The sequence below is a fragment of the aff. Roholtiella sp. LEGE 12411 genome (assembly GCF_015206995.1).
Taxonomy (GTDB): Bacteria; Cyanobacteriota; Cyanobacteriia; order Cyanobacteriales; family Nostocaceae; genus Komarekiella.
Genome location: NZ_JADEXR010000119.1, coordinates 1 through 18,433, shown reverse-complemented (window position 1 = coordinate 18,433; position 18,433 = coordinate 1). Strand labels below are relative to the sequence as shown.

Annotated in this window: 19 protein-coding genes and 1 pseudogene; 8 read left to right on the top strand and 12 right to left on the bottom strand. The window is 42.3% G+C overall.

The window, feature by feature from the left end; all coding sequences use genetic code 11:
* The first annotated feature begins 119 nt into the window (after positions 1–119).
* A complete protein-coding gene (locus tag IQ246_RS21630; RefSeq protein WP_194005393.1) occupies positions 120–1,856 on the top strand; it encodes a diflavin flavoprotein in 1,737 nt (578 codons plus the stop codon).
* A 500-nt stretch (positions 1,857–2,356) separates the two neighbouring features.
* Here IQ246_RS21630 and IQ246_RS21625 read toward each other — a convergent pair whose 3' ends face one another.
* Complete coding sequence (locus IQ246_RS21625; protein ID WP_194005392.1) at positions 2,357–2,980, bottom strand: 4Fe-4S single cluster domain-containing protein; 624 nt, start codon at positions 2,978–2,980, stop codon at positions 2,357–2,359.
* Between the two features lie 274 nt (positions 2,981–3,254).
* Between IQ246_RS21625 and IQ246_RS21620 the strand changes: the two genes are divergently transcribed.
* From IQ246_RS21620 to IQ246_RS21615, 3 genes are all read left to right on the top strand, one after another.
* Complete coding sequence (locus tag IQ246_RS21620; protein WP_194005391.1) at positions 3,255–4,907, top strand: DUF1565 domain-containing protein; 1,653 nt, start codon at positions 3,255–3,257, stop codon at positions 4,905–4,907.
* 167 nt (positions 4,908–5,074) lie between these two features.
* Positions 5,075–5,305, top strand: coding sequence for a hypothetical protein (locus tag IQ246_RS30540; protein ID WP_244142116.1), 231 nt, complete (start codon positions 5,075–5,077; stop codon positions 5,303–5,305).
* A 111-nt stretch (positions 5,306–5,416) separates the two neighbouring features.
* Positions 5,417–6,820 (top strand): AIPR family protein, encoded by a 1,404-nt coding sequence (locus IQ246_RS21615; protein WP_244142115.1) that lies wholly within the window; start codon positions 5,417–5,419, stop codon positions 6,818–6,820.
* A 64-nt stretch (positions 6,821–6,884) separates the two neighbouring features.
* On the opposite strand, the gene IQ246_RS21610 is transcribed toward IQ246_RS21615, so the two are convergent.
* The 6 genes from IQ246_RS21610 to IQ246_RS21585 form a co-directional block, all read right to left on the bottom strand.
* Entirely contained in the window at positions 6,885–7,295 is a 411-nt protein-coding gene (locus tag IQ246_RS21610; RefSeq protein WP_194005390.1) for a type II toxin-antitoxin system VapC family toxin, read from the bottom strand.
* On the bottom strand, positions 7,292–7,594 hold the full coding sequence (locus tag IQ246_RS21605; RefSeq protein ID WP_194005389.1) for a hypothetical protein: 303 nt from the start codon (positions 7,592–7,594) through the stop codon (positions 7,292–7,294). The genes IQ246_RS21610 and IQ246_RS21605 overlap by 4 nt, the downstream gene beginning before the upstream one ends.
* A gap of 125 nt (positions 7,595–7,719) precedes the next feature.
* Complete coding sequence (tkt, locus tag IQ246_RS21600) at positions 7,720–9,732, bottom strand: transketolase (RefSeq protein ID WP_194005388.1); 2,013 nt, start codon at positions 9,730–9,732, stop codon at positions 7,720–7,722.
* A 374-nt stretch (positions 9,733–10,106) separates the two neighbouring features.
* Positions 10,107–11,357: a beta-ketoacyl-ACP synthase II gene (gene fabF, locus IQ246_RS21595; protein ID WP_194005387.1), complete on the bottom strand. Its 1,251-nt coding sequence runs from the start codon at positions 11,355–11,357 to the stop codon at positions 10,107–10,109.
* Positions 11,354–11,515, bottom strand: coding sequence for a hypothetical protein (locus tag IQ246_RS21590; RefSeq protein WP_194005386.1), 162 nt, complete (start codon positions 11,513–11,515; stop codon positions 11,354–11,356). The genes fabF and IQ246_RS21590 overlap by 4 nt, the downstream gene beginning before the upstream one ends.
* Positions 11,516–11,850: 335 nt before the next feature.
* Positions 11,851–12,102, bottom strand: coding sequence for an acyl carrier protein (locus IQ246_RS21585; protein WP_194005385.1), 252 nt, complete (start codon positions 12,100–12,102; stop codon positions 11,851–11,853).
* 156 nt (positions 12,103–12,258) lie between these two features.
* Here IQ246_RS21585 and IQ246_RS21580 point away from each other — a divergent pair, with 156 nt between their 5' ends.
* Positions 12,259–13,164 (top strand): CoB--CoM heterodisulfide reductase iron-sulfur subunit B family protein, encoded by a 906-nt coding sequence (locus IQ246_RS21580; protein ID WP_194005384.1) that lies wholly within the window; start codon positions 12,259–12,261, stop codon positions 13,162–13,164.
* A 211-nt stretch (positions 13,165–13,375) separates the two neighbouring features.
* Here the strand turns inward: IQ246_RS21580 and lpxD are convergent, their stop codons facing one another.
* The 4 genes from lpxD to IQ246_RS21560 form a co-directional block, all read right to left on the bottom strand.
* A complete protein-coding gene (lpxD, locus tag IQ246_RS21575) occupies positions 13,376–14,422 on the bottom strand; it encodes a UDP-3-O-(3-hydroxymyristoyl)glucosamine N-acyltransferase (RefSeq protein ID WP_194005383.1) in 1,047 nt (348 codons plus the stop codon).
* 87 nt (positions 14,423–14,509) lie between these two features.
* Positions 14,510–15,760, bottom strand: coding sequence for an NAD(P)/FAD-dependent oxidoreductase (locus IQ246_RS21570; RefSeq protein ID WP_194005394.1), 1,251 nt, complete (start codon positions 15,758–15,760; stop codon positions 14,510–14,512).
* A 51-nt stretch (positions 15,761–15,811) separates the two neighbouring features.
* The gene (gene rd / locus IQ246_RS21565; RefSeq protein WP_194005382.1) at positions 15,812–15,973 is read right to left on the bottom strand and encodes a rubredoxin; all 162 of its coding nucleotides are present in this window, start codon (positions 15,971–15,973) and stop codon (positions 15,812–15,814) included.
* Positions 15,974–16,018: 45 nt separating this feature from the next.
* Entirely contained in the window at positions 16,019–16,213 is a 195-nt protein-coding gene (locus IQ246_RS21560; protein ID WP_194005381.1) for a hypothetical protein, read from the bottom strand.
* 277 nt (positions 16,214–16,490) lie between these two features.
* Here IQ246_RS21560 and IQ246_RS21555 point away from each other — a divergent pair, with 277 nt between their 5' ends.
* On the top strand, positions 16,491–17,387 hold the full coding sequence (locus IQ246_RS21555) for a polysaccharide deacetylase family protein (RefSeq protein WP_194005380.1): 897 nt from the start codon (positions 16,491–16,493) through the stop codon (positions 17,385–17,387).
* Positions 17,388–17,501: 114 nt separating this feature from the next.
* Here IQ246_RS21555 and IQ246_RS21550 read toward each other — a convergent pair whose 3' ends face one another.
* Complete coding sequence (locus tag IQ246_RS21550) at positions 17,502–17,660, bottom strand: hypothetical protein (protein ID WP_194005379.1); 159 nt, start codon at positions 17,658–17,660, stop codon at positions 17,502–17,504.
* A gap of 289 nt (positions 17,661–17,949) precedes the next feature.
* On the opposite strand from IQ246_RS21550, the gene IQ246_RS21545 reads away from it, so the two are divergent.
* Together IQ246_RS21545 and IQ246_RS30535 are read left to right on the top strand one after the other, a co-directional pair.
* Positions 17,950–18,246, top strand: a complete 297-nt coding sequence (locus tag IQ246_RS21545; protein WP_194005378.1) for a hypothetical protein — start codon at positions 17,950–17,952, stop codon at positions 18,244–18,246.
* A 4-nt stretch (positions 18,247–18,250) separates the two neighbouring features.
* Positions 18,251–18,433 (top strand): annotated as a pseudogene (locus IQ246_RS30535) (hypothetical protein); the annotation flags it as partial.

The following is an 18,433-nucleotide window of genomic DNA, read 5'->3' as shown; positions in this document are numbered from 1 at the left end:
CTATGCCCCATCCCCCATTCCCTATGCCCTATGCCCTATGCCCTATGCCCTATGCCCTATGCCCTATGCCCTATGCCCTATGCCCTATCCCCCATCCCCATCCCCCAAAGAGGTTTACTATGTCTGTTGCTACATTAACGCCTAACCGTAAAAGAGACGTGCAGGTTGCTGAAATTGGCAAAGATACCCTAATCTTGCGATCGCGAACTTGGGATCGACTAAAATTTGAGGTTGAGTATTCCCGCCAACAGGGAACTACAGCAAATTCTTATTTAATCCAAGGTGATAAAAAAGCCTTAATTGACCCTCCCGGTGAATCTTTTACCGAAATTTACCTTGAGCAATTGGCACAACATCTAGATTTCAGCACCCTAGATTACATTATTCTTGGTCATGTCAACCCTAACCGCAGAGCAACCCTCAAAGTCTTGCTTTCTCAAGCTACTCAAGTTACTTTAATTTGTTCTCGCCCCGCAGCCAATGCTTTAAAAGCCGCCTTTCCTGAATGGGAATCACGTATTCAATCCGTGCGTTCCGAGGATACTTTAGATTTAGGACGGGGACATTATCTGTCATTTATTACTGTACCGACTCCTCGTTGGGCGGATGGACTTTGTACTTACGATCCCACAACAAAAATTCTCTACACAGACAAATTCTTTGGTGCTCATATTTGTGAGGATATTCTGTTTGATGAAGATTGGAAGGGATTAGACGCCGAACGGCGTTACTATTTTGACTGTCTTCATGCGCCCCAAGCCAAACAAGTTGAAGTTGCTTTAGAGAAATTTTCGGTTTTCGGCGCTAAATGCTATGCTCCTGCTCATGGCCCAGTTGTTCGCTACAGCCTCAGTCGTTTTACTTATGATTACCGTCAATGGTGTCAAGGGCAAAAAGCTCAGGAGTTGAGTGTTGCTTTACTGTATGCTTCTGCTTATGGAAATACAGCAACTCTAGCTAATGCGATCGCTCAAGGCTTGATTGAAAATGGAGTTAATGTAGAATCCATCAACTGTGAATTAACAGATTCTACAGAGATTACCCGCATTGTAGAAGCTTGCGATGGATTTATTATCGGCTCACCTACTTTAGGCGGTCATGCACCTACCCAAATTCAAACTGCTTTAGGAATAGCCCTCTCAGCAGCAGCTAAAACAAAGTTAGCAGGGGTGTTTGGTTCCTACGGTTGGAGTGGAGAGGCAATTGATTTAATAGAAAGCAAGCTAAAAGATGCCAATTATCGTTTAGGATTTGAAACAATCCGAGTCCGCTTTAGCCCTACTTCTGAAATTTTACAACAGTGTCAACAAGCAGGTGCCTCTTTCGCTCAAAACTTGAAAAAAACGAAAAAACTGCGTACTCCCCGCCAAGTTTTAACAGGAAACCAAGTAGATCGTACCGAACAAGCGGTGGGGCGGATCATTGGTTCTTTGTGTGTTCTGACAACTCGTGATGAAGAAACCCACAAAGGGGTCTTAACTTCTTGGGTATCTCAAGCAACTTTTAACCCGCCGGGAATCATGATTGCTGTAGCTCAAGAGCAGAATGCAGATTCAATACGTCATCTAGGTGATAAATTTGTGCTGAATATCCTTAAGGAAGGAAGAAATGTCCGACGTTATTTTTCTCCCCAAAGTACTTTAGGAGATAATCCGTTTGCTAATCTTTCTACACAAACCGCTCTTAATGGTTGTCTGATTCTGAATGAAGCATTAGCTTATTTAGAATGTACGGTAACAAATCAACTCGAATGTGGTGACAGCTGGTTAATTTATGCCGTAGTAGATAAAGGAGAAGTATTAGAAAATGATGGCGTAACTGCTCTAGAACATCGTAAATCGGGCAGCTATTACTAAAATTATTTCCAAGTGATTCTTCTTATATATAGTAATCCGATTTGATTCGTGAACTGACTTGTAGAGACAGGGGATGGGGGATGGGGGATAGGGCATAGGGCATAGGGCATAGGGCATAGGGCATAGGGCATAGGGCATAGGGCATAGGGCATAGGGAATGGGGGATGGGGCATAGGGCATAGGGCATAGGGCATAGGGGATGGGAAAAAAGAGAGTTAGAGGTGTACGCAGTTTTTTCAAAAATCAAAAAATCAAATAGGAATCCTATAGGACTTATGTACTAGTTTCGGTACAAGTGCCCTATGCTTCTCTACGAGAGGCTGTGCCCTTCCCTACGGTAGGCTACGCCAACGACTACGCTCAGGACAAGCTCAGCCCAAAGCGGCGGGGCGACTATCCCTTATCCCTCTACAGACACCTGGGGATGGAATTTCCCGTCGCTTTCAATGAAAAGACTCATTGTTACATTCCAAAATATATCTCCCTTGCCCCTCTTCCTTCTAAGTCAATTCCAGCCCACCTTGATAGCCAGTAACAATGCGACCACCGTTCTTGAGGATGTGAACTTCTATCTGGTCACTTGCCCAGGTAATTTGGTCTTGGAAGGCAGGGTTGAGTACATGAACCCTTTGATTACTAGAAGAAACGGGGGAGTTGGGAGAATTAAGTGCCAGAGTTTGCACAAAAGGCCCGTCAATCAAAATATCTAGTTGTTCTAACAATGCTTGGGAACCTGGTGGTGCAGATTCAGACTGTAGTTGCTCAAGGGTGAACCCACTAAAAGACATCACATTTAACCCAGCAGCTTTTACCTTTCGAGCCAAAGACGCTAGAGCAGGCGCTTGCCAAAAGGGTTCTCCACCAGAAAATGTCAAACCTGTATTGTGGGAATTGCTGAGAATGTTCTTTGCAAGGGTATCAATTGCAATCAATTGATTAGCCTCAAATGACCAGGAATCAGGATTAAAGCAGCCAGGACACTCACGAATACAACCCTGCACCCAAATAACAGCACGACAACCAGGCCCGTTGACCTCTGATTTATCAACGTAACCCATGATGTTGAGATAGCCAGGGGGAATTTCTGTGAGTGCTAGTGATGGCTCAGTTGGCTTAATTTCCACCTCTTTAACTCCTTTTAACCGTTGCCTGTTAACCGTTAATATAGCGAACGCACAATAGTGATGCTGTTACAAGAGTTTCCATTATCTTGTGCTGGCTTGCTATGAAGAGTGGTCAAGAGTCAAGGGTCAAGGGTCAAGGGTCATCAATTATTTTCTGCTCCCTATCCCCCATGCCCTATCCCCTATCCCCTAATCATGCAAATTAATTTTAGCGATCGCTACCGACTTCAGCGGTTAGCGCTAACATGGCTATATATTTTTTTAAAGTATAAATATGACTCAAACTTTTTACGTGAATCCCTCAGCAGGTAGCGATACCAATTCTGGTAGCCAACAAGTCGCGTTCAAAACGATTACGCAAGCCCTCAAAGTTGCCACACTCGGCACTAAAATTCAACTGGCAGAAGGGAATTACAATACCGCTAGTGGTGAAGTTTTTCCCATAACAGTTCCATCTGGTGTAACAGTGGTGGGTAATGAAGCCAATAAAGGTAGGGGCATTGTGATTGAAGGAAGTGGCAACTATCTCAGCCGCACTTTTGCCGGTCAAAACGTCACTTTTGTTCTGCTGACTAGCGCCGAACTCCGAGGGGTAACTGTGACCAATTTAGCTAGCCGTGGTAGTGGCGTCTGGGTTGAGTCTACTGCTCCTACAGTAGCTAATTGTACCTTCACTCAGTGCAAACGTGAGGGTGTATTTGCTACAGGTGATGCTAATCCAGTGATTCTAGGTAATGTTTTTAGTGAGAACGCAGCTAATGGGATTGCGATCGCTAGAAATTCCAAAGGCCAAATTCAAGGGAACACCTGTGTCAAAACAGGCTACGGTATAGCAATTAGTGATACAGCATCACCTACACTTATAGAAAACAAAATTTACGAAAACCGTTCTGGGATCGTCATCTCTGGTAGTGCGCGTCCTGTGCTACGTAATAATCTCAGCGAAAATAATACTGATGATGGTCTAACAATAATTGCAACTGCCTTTCCTGATCTTGGCAGCACCAATAATCCAGGCGGGAACATCTTACGCAATAACGGTAAATTTGATTTGCAAAATGCCAGTTCTAATAAGCTGGTTTTAGTAGGAAACCAAATAAATCAGGCTAAAGCCACGGGAAATTTAGAGTTTGCAGATAGTTCGGTTCCTATTCTGACACCAACACCAGTACCCACTCCGATACCTGTAGCGACACCTGCACCAACACCAACACCAGCACCCACTCCGACACCTGTAGCTACACCAACACCCGCACCAATACCCACTCCGACACCAACACCTATACTCGTACCTATACCATTACCCACACCAGCACCAACCCCTGCACCCACGCCAACAACCAGTCTTGTTGATTTAACCGATATTGGTAATCATTGGGCTGCTGCGTTTATTAGGGAATTAGTCAAACAGGGAATAGTCAACGGTTTTCCCGATCGCACCTTTAAACCTGATGCTACAATGACGCGATCGCAATACGCAGCCTTATTAGTAAAAGCTTTCAACCCATCACCAAACCGCACTGTAAGCAAATTCAAAGATGTGGCGGATAATTTCTGGGCATCCAAGGTAATTCAGCAGGCATATCAAGGATTATTTCTCTCTGGTTTTCCCGATAACGCCTTCCGCCCTAATCAGAATATCCAGCGTGTGCAAGTTATAGTCTCTTTGGTGAATGGACTGGGGTTATCTGCTAGTAGTGCAACTTCCATCAAAGCTTTCGATGACCAAGCAAAAATTCCTGATTATGCCAAAGATGAAGTAGCCAAAGCTATAGAAAAGCAGATTATCATCAATCACCCGAATCTCAAGCAACTCAACCCTACCCGCGATGCTACACGCGCTGAGGTAGCAGTAATGGTGTATCAAGCTTTAGTAGATGGCGATCGTGTAGCGGCGATTAATTCGCCTTATATCGTCACTGCTTGACTTGCAAGATAGTTTTGTGGGGTGGGCATCTTGTCCGCCCTCAGTAATTTTAGTTGATGGAGAGTGTGGGGTGCGATCGCTCTTTGTATATGTTAATTATGATACTTTATGTTAAAAGTAAGGATAACTCCGGTAGTGCTATTAGGGAATTTAAAGAGGTAATATAAATGGCTGCTAATGACATCATAGTTCTCAACAGTCTTCTTGAACAGAAAAAGAGTCAAACTGCTAATTCATTGCCTGATGATGATTACTTTGAACTATTCACATTTGAGCAAGCTTTGAAAAAATATGACCTTTCTTATGAGGAGTTACTTTCGGGACAAATTGGAGGTAGTGATGACGGGGGAATCGATGGCTTCTTTACTTTTATCAATAGCGATATTTTAAATGAATAGACGGAAATAGAGACGGTTAAGAAAAATCCCTTAATAGAATTATTTTTAATTCAATCCAAGCGTTCATCTTCATTTTCAGAAACATCTGTTGAACACGTGATTACAACAGCAATGGACATTTTTAACCTAGAAAAAGAGAGAGAATATCTTAAAAAGAATTATAATGCAGAACTTCTTGATAAAGTGTTCTTTTTTAGAGAAGTTTACCTTAAATTAGCATCACGTCATCCTAGTTTAGAGGTTAACTATATTTATGCTAGTAAGGGTGATACAACAAATGTCAATACAAAAGTTCATAATAAAGCAAATAGTCTCAAAGAAACAATTTGCCAATATTTTACAGGAGCGAAAGCCGATGTCCAATTTATTGGCGCGCGTGAATTAATAGATGCTTCGCGTTTGGAAAAAAATTACACATTACAACTTCAATTTACGGAAAATTACATTTCAAGGGGAAAAGATAATTATGTCATACTAGCCAAATTAAAAGATTATTATGATTTTGTTACAGATGATGCTGGTGAACTACGTCGTTATTTATTTACATTCAATGTGCGTGATTATCAAGGCAATGTCGAAGTAAATAAAGATATTGAAGAAACACTTGAATCAGATAATAAACTTGATTTTTGGTGGCTTAACAATGGTATAACTATACTATCTTCTAAAGCTACAGCTACTGGAAAAATTATTAATCTTGATGATGTACAAATTGTAAATGGACTTCAAACGACTAATACAATTTATAACTTTTTAAAAAATAAAACTGAGGATGATAAAGATAAAGACAGGGCAATCTTGATAAGAGTTATAGAGACAAATGATACAGAATCTATAAATCGTATCATTAAAGCAACCAACTTTCAGACGCCCATACCACCTGCTTCATTGAAAGCGACTGATCCAATTCAATCAGATATAGAAAATTATTTTCTAAGTAAGGGTTGGTTTTATGATCGCCGTAAGAACTATTATAAAAATATGGGCAAGCCACTTGATAGAATTATTAGCATTCCCTATTTAGCTCAAGCAGTAATGGCGATTGTTCTTCGTGAACCGCATATTTCTAGGTCTAGACCATCTTCAATTATAAAAAAAGATAGTGATTATAAGCGTGTGTTCAAGGAAAAGTCCAACCTTGAGATGTATATGTTTTGTGTGGAAGTCATAAAGCAGGTAGAATTATTTCTACGCGGCGCAGTTTCTGAGAAATCAAAACAAGAAAACGATACCTTGTGGAGACATACTTCACCCATTCGCATCCTAAGTTTTCACCTGGCGATGCTTCTTGTTGTTAAGTTGCTTTACAAAACTGACTATAACCCTACAGAGGTAGAGACTTTATTGCAAGTGGAATTGAAACATACAATTATCAGTCAAACACTATCTGAGATCATTCAGTTAACAGATGGATATGCAAATGTTCATCCTTCACTATCAATTAATACAATTGTTAAACAAAAAGAGTTCGTTATATATTTGCTAGAGAACGTGAATTTGTCTACTAATAGTTAATTATTTAATTTCCCATTAGTCTTGGGTTTTTAAGAACGATAGCTTTCTCCTCACTACACCCAACTCAAGATTCTGTTCTTGCCCAATTCTCTAAATTAATCCCTTGAACTCGCAGCAAATCAGAATCATTAGATACTAAGATTAAACCACGTGCGATCGCCGTAGCTGCTATCAATATATCTTGCTCTTGAATGGTAAAACCCCTGAGTTGTAAATCTACATGGATTTCACATGCTCTTTCAATAATCTCTAAATCATCTATTAATAAAATTTTATATATTTGACAGAATTTATTAAAGTCAACTAACTGCCTGGTTGCATTGATAGCTAAAAGACCTCGTTTGACTTCATAGTAAGTTATACAACTAATAAACACATCTTGTTTCAGCCGACGCACTTCCCGAAATTTATTGTCTACAATTGCATTTCGCTTCAAAATGTAAGTAACAATATTTGAATCTAGTAAATAACTCACCTTATCGGTCTTCCTTCTACCACTGCATCAAAAATGGCTATTTGCTCAGGTGTTAAATCATTTAACGTACCTGAAACTGCCTCTAAAATTAAAATACTATCAATTCTATCTGTCAAATCATCATCCTTAATTTCCCTCATTTCTTCAGGAGAGAACTGCCCAAATAGTTCTACCAACATTTCTATCATTTCTCGTTGGTTTAACTTGACTTGATATAAACTATTACCTTGAATCAGCTTTTCAACAATTGGCGAGATACGGTTAAAGAGTTGTTGATGATAATTAGCAACTTCTGGCATGATTCCCTCTCATTAATCAACTAATTACCCCAATTATAAACAATCTTCCTCCGTGCCCCTTTGCGTTAAAAAAAGGGCAGACTTTTCAGCCCACCCCACAAAATTTCGAGAATATTCCGTTACTATTAACCCAACAATTGCTTAGCCTTAGCTAACACATTATCAACGCTAAAACCAAACTTCTCCAAACAGACACCACCGGGAGCCGAAGCACCAAAGCGATCAATACTAACGCAATCGCCTTCCATGCCCACATACTTGTGCCAACCAAAACTAGAGGCAGCTTCTACAGACAAACGCTTGGTGACAGCTTTAGGCAGAACAGACTCCTTATAAGCCGCGTCCTGTGCGTCAAACAGATCAGTTGAGGGCATAGAGACAACACGAACTTTTTTGCCCTCAGCCGTGAGTTTCTCGGCTGCGGTGACGCAGAGGCTCAATTCTGAACCAGTTCCAATTAGGATCAAATCCGGTGTACCTTGGCTATCCACCACGGTATATCCACCCTTAGCCACGTTCTCAATCGAAGTACCTGCCAAGTTCGGGACATTTTGACGGGTGAACGCTAACAAGGTAGGAGCGTTTTGCTTCGCCTTCTCAATTGCCACTTTGTAAGCGCCAGAACTTTCGTTTCCATCTGCGGGACGAATCACCGTTAAGTTAGGAATAGCTCGCAGAGAAGCTAGGGTTTCAATGGGTTGGTGCGTTGGCCCATCTTCACCTTGTCCAATGGAGTCGTGGGTCATTACCCAAATCGTGCCAGCTTGAGACAGGGCGGATAAGCGAATAGCAGCACGCATGTAATCTGTGAAGATTAAAAAGGTAGCGCCGTAGGGAATTAAGCCCGAATCATGCAGCGCTAGACCGTTACAGATTGCGCCCATCCCGTGTTCCCGCACACCAAAGTGGATGTTAGGGTTTTGGTATTGTCCCTTTTGGAAGTCGCCTTTACCTTTGACTTCGGTAAGGTTGGAGTGGGTCAAGTCAGCCGAACCACCAATTAGCTCAGGTAAAACTGCTGCCAGTTTGTTGAGGCAGTTTTCCGAGTGTTTGCGGGTGGGTAGTCCTTTATCTTCGGGGGTGTAGGTGGGTAGCACCTTATCCCAACCGTCAGGGAGTTTGCCGCTAACGTAACGTTCAAATTCAGCTGCTTCTTGGGGATACTTAGCTTTGTAGTCGGCAAAGGTTTTGTTCCATTCAGCTTCATAGCCTGCACCGCGCTCTACTGCTTTACGCGTATGGTTGAGCGCGTCTTGTGGAACTACAAAAGGCTCATGTTCCCACTTTAATTCTTTGCGAGTTAAGGCTACTTCGTCTGTACCCAGAGCTGCGCCGTGAACACCAGCGGTATTTTGCTTATTGGGGGAACCATAACCAATGGTAGTTGTTACCTTAATCATAGTTGGCTTATCGGTGACAGATTTAGCTTCGGCGATCGCCTTTTCAATTGCCCCTAAGTCTGTATTGCCATCTTTGACATGGAGAACGTGCCAACCATAAGCTTCAAAGCGCTTGGAAACATCTTCAGTGAATGCCACATCTGTGGAACCGTCGATGGAGATGTGGTTGTCGTCGTACAGAGCGATAAGTTTGCCTAATCCCAGGTGTCCCGCAAAAGAAGCAGCTTCACCGGAAACTCCTTCCATGTTGCAACCGTCACCCAAAATTACGTAGGTGTAGTGGTCAACAATTTTCGCATCGGGTTTGTTATATTTAGCGGCAAGATGCGCTTCCGCCATTGCCAAACCGACTCCATTAGCAATTCCTTGACCCAATGGCCCCGTTGTGACTTCCACGCCTGGGGTCATGAAGTTTTCTGGGTGTCCGGGGGTTTTGGATTCCCACTGACGGAATAGCTTGATATCTTCAATTGTTACGCTGTCGAAGCCTGTCAGGTAAAGTAGAGCATACTGCAACATGGAGCCGTGACCGGCAGACAAGACAAAGCGATCGCGGTTAAACCACTTGGGATTTTTGGGATTAAATCGCATAAAGCGATCCCATAGTACAAAAGCCATGGGAGCTGCGCCCATCGGCAGTCCTGGGTGTCCCGATTTGGCCTTTTCTACGGCGTCAACAGCCAAGAAGCGGATCGAGTTTATACAAAGTTCTTCGAGGGATTGGGTTGCAACAGCCATAATAAGATTGTTTTTAACGACGGGTTGGCACTCTTCGAGCTTCTCTCTCTTGCTGGGGTAATTTTTAACGGTTAACAGTTGTCAGTTTTATGCATTGGGTTTCAAGTCCCTCACCAACTCCTGGTTTCCTTGATTTGGCGGGTTCGATCCCCCTCCATAAACCTGGTTACTGAACACTGATTAAAATTCCCCTACAGTATCTTCATCATCCCATTCCCGATTGTCGATCTACAAGCGGGATGTCCTGAGTTTCTGGTGATAAATCAAGCTGATAATTGGGTCATGCTGAACCCTTAGCTCCGATTTGAATGATATCTATGATACTTTTCACACCGACACTACAGTAGAGCCGACCAGCAGCAAAATTGAGAATTTTAGAGGTATTTCTTAAAGGCTAGTGTGACATTATGACCGCCAAACCCAAAAGAGTTGGATAATGCTACTTCGACTTTTTGAGCGCGGCTAGAGTTGGGTACGTAATCTAAGTCACACTCTGTATCGGGATTTTCTAAATTGATTGTTGGTGGAATTTTGTCATTAGCGATCGCTAGTACTGTTGCGACTGCTTCAATACCTCCAGAACCGCCTAACAGATGACCTGTCATCGATTTTGTGGAGCTGATTGGCACCTTATAAGCATGTTCTCCCAAAGCTTTTTTAATTGCGGCGGTTTCATTTGTATCATTAGCCGCAGTACTAGTACCGTGGGCATTGATATAACTTACCATCTGCGGAGTTAGTTCTGCGTCCTTGAGTACCAATTCTATGGCTCTGGCGGCTCCTAATCCACCTGGAATCGGAGAGGTTATATGGTAAGCATCACAGGTCATACCATAACCGATCATTTCGGCATAAATATGAGCACCTCGACTGAGGGCGTATTGCAGTTCTTCGAGAATTAAGATTCCTGCACCTTCACCTAGGATAAATCCATCGCGATCGCGATCAAAGGGACGGCAAGCGTGAGTAGGGTCATCATTACGAGTCGAGAGTGCCCGGGCTGCTGCAAACCCAGCTACCGACAATGGTGTAACAGCCGCCTCTGTTCCCCCGCAAATCATCGCCTGGGCATATCCTCTTTGAATCAGGCGAAAAGCATCCCCTATGGCGTTGGAGCCAGCAGCGCAAGCAGTTACAGGGCAAGAATTTGGGCCTTTAGCACCGGTATGAATTGCTGTTAATCCTGCTGCCATATTGGCGATCATCATTGGTATCATGAATGGACTACAGCGATCGGGCCCACGGTTGAGGTAGATAGTTTGCTGGTCTTCCAATACCTTAAGACCGCCAATGCCAGAACCAATCATGACACCTACCTGTTCTGCATTCAGGTCATCAATCACTAACTGCGCGTTGGAGATAGCCTGTTTTGCCGCTGCAACCCCAAATTGGGCAAACCGATCCATGCGCTTGGCTTCTTTGCGCTCCAAGTAATCGTATGGATCAAAGTTTTTCACCTCACCAGCAATGCGGCAATCATGGTGAGACGCATCAAAAGCAGTGATGTAGTCTATGCCATTACGTCCACTCAACAATCCTTCCCAATATTCTGTTGGTGTGTTACCAATAGGTGTAATCGCGCCAACACCAGTTACAACAACGCGTTTACGTTTATAATCTGTCATGATTCAGTTAATGGTGGCGAAAAAGCAGCAGTCAGAAAAAATAAATAGTGCTGAGTTTTAATTCCTAAAGAGGCGTTTTGTTGGCTAGTCTCGTGAGTATGAGGAGCCAGCGCTGCAAATAGAAGTTGGGAACTCCCTTCGCCTTTGGCGTCTCCCAAGGGGAGAAGTTCTGATTTTCAGAAGCCGGCACACCCTACGGCGAGCAAGCTACAGACTTTTCTTCTCTTAGCCCACGCGACTGGCTTTTTAACGAACTACCTGGCTAACTTTTCACCGCAGTGGCTTTCCATGAGCGGCCAAAAGATTTTCCTGACTTGAAGATCCAGTTTTATGGGAAGGCAGTACTTTAGCTCTGGTCTTTAAGAGTTGTAGTAACTGCCGTTTGGTTCCCTACTTGTAAACACCCAGAGAGCGGCTGTTTTGCAGAATAGAAAACAGAGGGTTTTCCCGAACTAGGCGGTTTAATTCTCAGTATTCGGGACTCAAAACTTTTTTAAGCTGATGCGGTAACTTTGTTGTTAATGTAGTCTACTGCGTCTTGAACCGATAAAATCTTTTCGGCGGCTTCATCGGGAATTTCAAGTTCAAATTCTTCTTCCAAAGCCATTACTAATTCAACAAGATCCAGAGAGTCTGCATGTAGATCATCGGTAAATTTAGCATCTGGAACAACAGCATCAGGCTCCACTTCCAGTTGCTCGACGATTACTTCCTTAACTCTTTCAAGAATTTCTGCTTGGCTCATAAGATATAAAGTCCTTACCTGGTTGCTATAATTATGCTCTTTATGGGCGATATTGTTTTGAGCATATACATCTTATCGGAAAGCGCGATCGCCCGCATACTACCAAAGAGTTTTCCTACAGAAAAGTCACTATTACCTTAACCCAGATATACTTATATGCTATCTCAAACACTTAAGTACGCTTACTTTCCAGGATGTGTTGCCCAAGGGGCCTGTCGGGAGCTTTACCAGTCAACACAAGCCCTCACCCAAGCACTAGGTATCGAACTGGTTGAATTGAAAAAAGCTGCTTGTTGTGGTTCGGGAACTTTTAAAGAAGATTCTCAATTGCTTGAAGATACGGTCAACGCTAGGAATATTGCCTTAGCAGAAGAATTAAGTTTGCCTTTACTTACCCATTGCAGCACCTGTCAGGGTGTAATTGGTCATGTCAATGAACGCCTGAAAGAATGCCAAACAAGCAACTCTGCCTACATTCAACAGGTTAATGGCTTGCTGCAAAAAGAAGGTTGTTCGCCTTACCATGGCAGTACAGAAGTCAAACATCTCCTTTATGCTTTAGTGACAGATTATGGTTTGGAGGAAATTACCAAACGTGTCACCCGGAAGTTAACTGGACTCAAATGTGCGGCTTTTTATGGTTGTTATCTTCTACGCGCCCAAAAGTCCATGCCTTACGATGATCCTTTCCAACCCGAAGCCATGGAAAATGTGTTTCGGGCTGTGGGTGCAACACCAATTTATTATCGAGGTCGTACACAATGTTGTGGTTGGCCCCTTTCTAGCTATGCCACTACCCAATCTTTTCAGATGGCGGGAATGCATATTCAAGATGCCTTAGCATCTGGCGCTGATTGTATAGTCACTCCTTGTCCTTTGTGTCATCTAAATTTAGATTCTCGCCAGCCAGAAGTGGAAAAGGTGATCGGGCAAAAGCTAGGTTTACCTGTATTGCATTTGCCCCAGTTGATTGCTTTGGCGGTTGGGGTTAGCCCAAAAGAACTGGGTTTAGGACGCCATGTTGTTTCTACTCAGTCGGTGTTGGAGAAATTGGGTTTTTAGGCAAGGGGCAATGGGCAACGGGCAAGGGGCAATGGGCAATGGGCAATGGGCAATGGGCAATGGGCAATGGGCAATGGGCAATGGGCAATGGGCAACGGGCAACGGGCAACGGGCAACGGGCAACGGGCAACGGGCAACGGGCAATGGGCAACGGTTAAAAGAGTTTAGCTCTTGACTCTTGACTCTTGACTCTTGACTCTTGACCAACTCTTCATTTTTGCCCTAATTGGCGTTGCAATTGTTTGAGCGATTCATACATTTCCGGTAGTCGGTTGGAAATAGCACATACCTTTAAATACAGTTTATGTGAAATTGCGGGCATACCAGAGACAACTTCTCCTGGTGCAACATCACTGTGAATTCCAGCTTTAGCGGATGCGATCGCCCCATCGCCCATTTTCACTTGATTGGATATTCCTACCTGTCCAGCTAAGATCACCCGATTTCCTAGTTTCGCGCCTCCCGCCATCGCCGCCTGACCTGCGATCGCACAGCCAAAACCTATTTGGCAACCGTGTCCTATTTGTACTAAGTTGTCAATTACTGTACTACGACCTACCCGTGTTTCGCCAACGGCTGGGCGGTCTATGGCGCTGTTGGAGCCAACTTCTACATTATCTTCTAAGACGGTATAGCCGGATTGTTGCATTTTGAACCAACCTGTGCTTATGGGAACAAAGCCAAAGCCTTCTGCACCGATAACAGCACCACTGTGAATTACGCAGTCTGCACCAATGCGGGTACGTTCGTGGATGGTACAGTTGGCGTGTAAGGTGGTGCGATCGCCTATTTTGGCATCTGGATAAATCACCACATTCGGATGAATGATTACACCATTACCAATTACTACCCCTGGCTGAATCACAACATGAGGGCCAATGTAAACATTGCTACCAATTTTTGTTGTAGAGTCAATCACAGCAGTGGGATGAATTTCTGGTTTTGGGCGATATGGTTGGTAAAAAAGAGCGATCGCTTTAGCAAACAACAGTCGCGGATCTGGAGTTGCTATCCAGACGATACCCCGTTCCTGGGCTTGCATCTGTAATTTTTCGTCTTTAGGTAAAATTAAAGCACTAGCGTTTGTTTTGCTGACAAAAGACGCAAATTTAGCCCCCTCAACGTAGCTGAGAGTGCCGTTAGTAGACTCATCAAGGGCTGTTATCCCTGTGATTTCTGGGTCATGGTCTGGGTTTGTGGTCAGGCTATTGATGGTGGCGACGTCGCCCAATTGACTTAAAATTTCGCTAAATTTCATTATCTTTATGTTCAGAAATAATCTACAAAGGCAAGATAATTGTCGCTTTTTGTCAGGATTATTTTCCGTTATTCTGGGGGTTTTTCTTTAATTACTAATTCCCATGGCGTTACCACCTAAATAAGCTGTTGTCCAAGCACTTTGAAAGTTAAATCCACCTGTGACGCCATCAATATCTAATATTTCCCCGGCAAAGTAAAGGCCAGGAACTAATCTACTTTCCATCGTCTTGAAGTTAACTTCTTTAAGATTAACGCCACCACAGGTAACGAATTCTTCTTTAAAAGCTCCCTTACCGTTGATTAAGTATTGTCCCTGAGTCAGTTCTTGCACCAGCTGATTTAATGTTTTGTGAGATAATCCCGCCCAGCGGTCTTCTGTGGTGATACCTGCACGAGCAATGATATATTGCCAAAGACGATGAGGTAGTTCAGCGCCACGATGTAATGCGATCGCTTTTTTTGCCCATTCAGTTTTGACTGCTAAGATTTGTTGTCGCACTTGTTCTTGCGATAAAGAAGGCAGCCAATTGATCGATAATGTCCCTTGATAGTGGCTGTCGTGTAAGATTCTTGCACCCCAAGCCGAAAGTTTAAGAACTGCTGGGCCACTCAAACCCCAGTGAGTAATCAGCAATGGGCCAGTTTGTTCTAATTGGGAGTTTCCGCTACCAGATAATCGCAACTGCACAGAGTTAACACTAACTCCAGCCAACGTCCTCAGCTTTTGATCGGCAATGTTGAAGGTAAATAACGAAGGTACGGGCGGTTCAATTTGATGACCTAGCTCTCTGGCTATTTTATAACCTATAAGGCTGCTACCAGTAGCAAGAAGTAGGCGATCGCATTTGATTGTCTCTCCCGACTTCAGGAGGATTTCAAACCCCTCTTGTTTTCCTACCGCGGACGGAAGTCGTTTGAGTGAGCTAACAAGTGTACCAATGCGAAGTTCAACCCCAGATGCAACAGCAGCTTTCATCAGGCAGTTTACAACAGTTTCTGAATTATCTGTAATCGGAAACATCCGACCATCAGTTTCAGTTTTCAGTGGTACTCCGTGAATCGCGAACCAAGATATTGTATCTCTAGCTTGAAAGCGAGTGAACGCCCCCCGCAAAGCTTTTCCGCCTCTAGGGTAATTTTGCACTAACGCCTCTGGTTCAAAGCAAGCGTGGGTGACATTGCAGCGTCCCCCTCCAGAAATCCGAACTTTCGCCAGTGGTTGGCGACTGGCTTCGAGTAAAGTAACTTGAGCTTGAGGATTGACTTTAGCACAAGCGATCGCACTAAAAAATCCCGCTGCTCCACCACCAATAACTACAATTTTTAACGGCAACAATTTCAAAAATATCTCTTCTCTAGCACCTACCTTCTAGGCTAGCCGTTATCTTCACTCATTTGGTTCAAATTCTTCTTTATCCGCGCCACAAACTGGACATTCCCAATCATCTGCTAAGCTTTCAAAGGCTGTTCCCGGTGCTATGTCGTTATCTGGATCACCCTCTTGTGGATCATATACATAACCGCAGACGCTACATACATGAGTTGTCATTTTCCTTCCCTCTAGTGAATTGTGTGCATTAATAACTATTAACTTTTAAAACCGCCACCATGTTCTTTGGGCATAACTAATAATTCCTACAGCGATCGCTGCTAGTATTAATAGCCAAATAATTCCACCTGGCATAAAACTTAGAATACCGAACCCTCTCAGTACCCAAACAGCTATACCAATACCAAGCAGGATACCCAAAATTTGGGTTAATCTACGATTTAAAGAAGATTGACTCACCTAATTTCCCTCTCTACTCATGAGTACAATAAATCGAGTCATCACTCAGTACGGGCTATGCTAACGGTACTTGGAACTCAAAACTACTGAATGCTACCCACCGTATCAGTCACATAGAACAAATTGCAACTTGATATTTAGAAAGTAGACTTCTTGTATGAATTAGATTATAACTGCCAAGCCGATAAGTTTCTTGTTACTCTCTGTGCCTCTGTTTTTGAAAGCCTGAGCGGAGGTTGCTTTTACTATGCAAATTCATAAAAAACCAGTATAAAAAATGACTAGTAAAAATGACAATCACTTCTTTAACGCTCAAAAAACTAAGACCTTTCCTCTCAGCTTGGCTTTGGTCTTCGTCATGTTTTTTACTATTCTAAATTTTGGAAGTACTGAACCCATAATTCCTATTTTGGGATTTCATGGAATCATCGATACTAAAGCTTCTACTCGACGCCCGTATCAAGGAGAGGTGAACTATCCACGAGAAGATTTAGAGAAACTTATAGAGTATTTAATTATTCATGATTACTGGTTTTTGAGTACTCAAGATTTATATAATTTTTTCTTAAAAAAATCTCAAGAAATTTCTCCTGAATATCGAAATAAAAAACCTATTATGATTTCATTTGATGATGGATACAAAACAATACACACAAATCTACTACCCATTTTGTATAAACTTGAAAAAAAATATGGGAAAAAAGCAAAAGTTGTTTTATTTATAAATCCCGGAACTTTGACTAGTCAGAAAAATGCCAATTCAACTCATTTAGGATGCCAGGAGTTGAGAGAAGGATTTAAAAAAGGGTTTTATGATATTCAATCTCATGGGATGAATCATAAAAATTTAACCAACCTTCCTCGTCATCAGTTAGTTAATGAACTCTTGCAAGCCAGGACTGAATTGAGAAAATGTACACAAGATTTAGACGTAGAACAAAAAGTGGCATCACATTTTGCATATCCTTATGGAGCTTATACTAAAAAAGTCAACTACTATGTATCTAAATATTATTTATCTAGTTATTTATATAATGACCAAATCCTAAATTATGGTTGCTTGAAAAATTACTATAGAATTCCTCGGTTAATGGTCAACCGCCAAAAAACTACTAAACAACTGATAGAAATGGCTCAAGGATTGCATCAAATAAAAAATCAAGATAAATGTTAAGCTAAAACACCTGAAACTTTGCATATTGACTCGTGAGGGTTGTTAAGAGTCAAGAGTCAAGAGTCAATAGCAATTCTGGACTCTGGAATGCGTGACTTTTGAAAGCCTAAATGCTCATAATATGCAAGTTTTTTGAAAGCGACGGGAAACTCCATCCCCAGGTGTCTGTAGAGAGATAGTCGCCCCGCCGCATTGGGCATTGGTAGCTTCTTTTCCATTCTCCATTGTCCATGCCCAAAAACTCCACGCCACTTGCGGGATGGAGTTTTTCATTTGCGTAATAGCTTAGTAGGTTATTTTAAAGATAAAAATAGACAGCGATCGCACTTGTTGTCTTGATTACTTTTAACATTAATAATGTCTAAAAATTTTAAATGATAATAAACGAAATCCTATGAGTACTTGTGTGGCTTCTACAATTTACGTAGAACAAAATAGTACTATAAATTACTATGAATTGATCATATATGTGATATATTTAGCTTTGGCTACGGTTACAAAATTCTGAAAAATAATAATTTGAGTTGTAAGTATTGGAAATAAAATCACAGCAGGTACACCCATGTCAAGTATTTTAAGGATAAAGGAAAATGTTGGCGATACTACTTTTAAGACAAAACCTCAACAGGTAGACAAGCTATTAAAATCCGATCCAACGTATGTAGCTAAAGCAGGTGAGTTATTTTTTGTATCGGCTGTTGATCGTGGTTCTAGCGATCCTAAAAGTCCGAATTATTATGGTGGCAATCACTGGAAAGTGACTTTCAATAGAGAACTTCAGCCTAGGGAGGGTGGTAAACCCATATCAACTTGGTTTGTTTATGAGGGTCATGTAGAAGAATATAGGCTGATAAAATAATTTTCTCACGGCTTACTTGCAAGAACCTTGTTATTGGGTATCCCAAATAAACAGTTGTTAGTTTTGCTAGTACACAATATAAACTATCAGACTGTTTTAAAATTGCGATCGCCCAAGTTGAGAAAGTCCTCAAAGAAAAGTTGGCGATCGCATTATTACTTCTTCCCCATGCCCCATGCCCCATGCC

Bases quoted from the DNA above. Each gene is read 5' to 3' on its own strand.
- IQ246_RS21630 (WP_194005393.1), top strand. From the start codon at position 120: ATGTCTGTTGCTACATTAACGCCTAACCGTAAAAGAGACGTGCAGGTT.
- IQ246_RS21620 (WP_194005391.1), top strand. From the start codon at position 3,255: ATGACTCAAACTTTTTACGTGAATCCCTCAGCAGGTAGCGATACCAAT.
- IQ246_RS30540 (WP_244142116.1), top strand. From the start codon at position 5,075: ATGGCTGCTAATGACATCATAGTTCTCAACAGTCTTCTTGAACAGAAA.
- IQ246_RS21615 (WP_244142115.1), top strand. From the start codon at position 5,417: ATGGACATTTTTAACCTAGAAAAAGAGAGAGAATATCTTAAAAAGAAT.
- IQ246_RS21605 (WP_194005389.1), bottom strand. From the start codon at position 7,594: ATGCCAGAAGTTGCTAATTATCATCAACAACTCTTTAACCGTATCTCG.
- tkt (WP_194005388.1), bottom strand. From the start codon at position 9,732: ATGGCTGTTGCAACCCAATCCCTCGAAGAACTTTGTATAAACTCGATC.
- fabF (WP_194005387.1), bottom strand. From the start codon at position 11,357: ATGACAGATTATAAACGTAAACGCGTTGTTGTAACTGGTGTTGGCGCG.
- IQ246_RS21585 (WP_194005385.1), bottom strand. From the start codon at position 12,102: ATGAGCCAAGCAGAAATTCTTGAAAGAGTTAAGGAAGTAATCGTCGAG.
- IQ246_RS21580 (WP_194005384.1), top strand. From the start codon at position 12,259: ATGCTATCTCAAACACTTAAGTACGCTTACTTTCCAGGATGTGTTGCC.
- lpxD (WP_194005383.1), bottom strand. From the start codon at position 14,422: ATGAAATTTAGCGAAATTTTAAGTCAATTGGGCGACGTCGCCACCATC.
- rd (WP_194005382.1), bottom strand. From the start codon at position 15,973: ATGACAACTCATGTATGTAGCGTCTGCGGTTATGTATATGATCCACAA.
- IQ246_RS21555 (WP_194005380.1), top strand. From the start codon at position 16,491: ATGACTAGTAAAAATGACAATCACTTCTTTAACGCTCAAAAAACTAAG.
- IQ246_RS21550 (WP_194005379.1), bottom strand. From the start codon at position 17,660: ATGAAAAACTCCATCCCGCAAGTGGCGTGGAGTTTTTGGGCATGGACA.
- IQ246_RS21545 (WP_194005378.1), top strand. From the start codon at position 17,950: ATGTCAAGTATTTTAAGGATAAAGGAAAATGTTGGCGATACTACTTTT.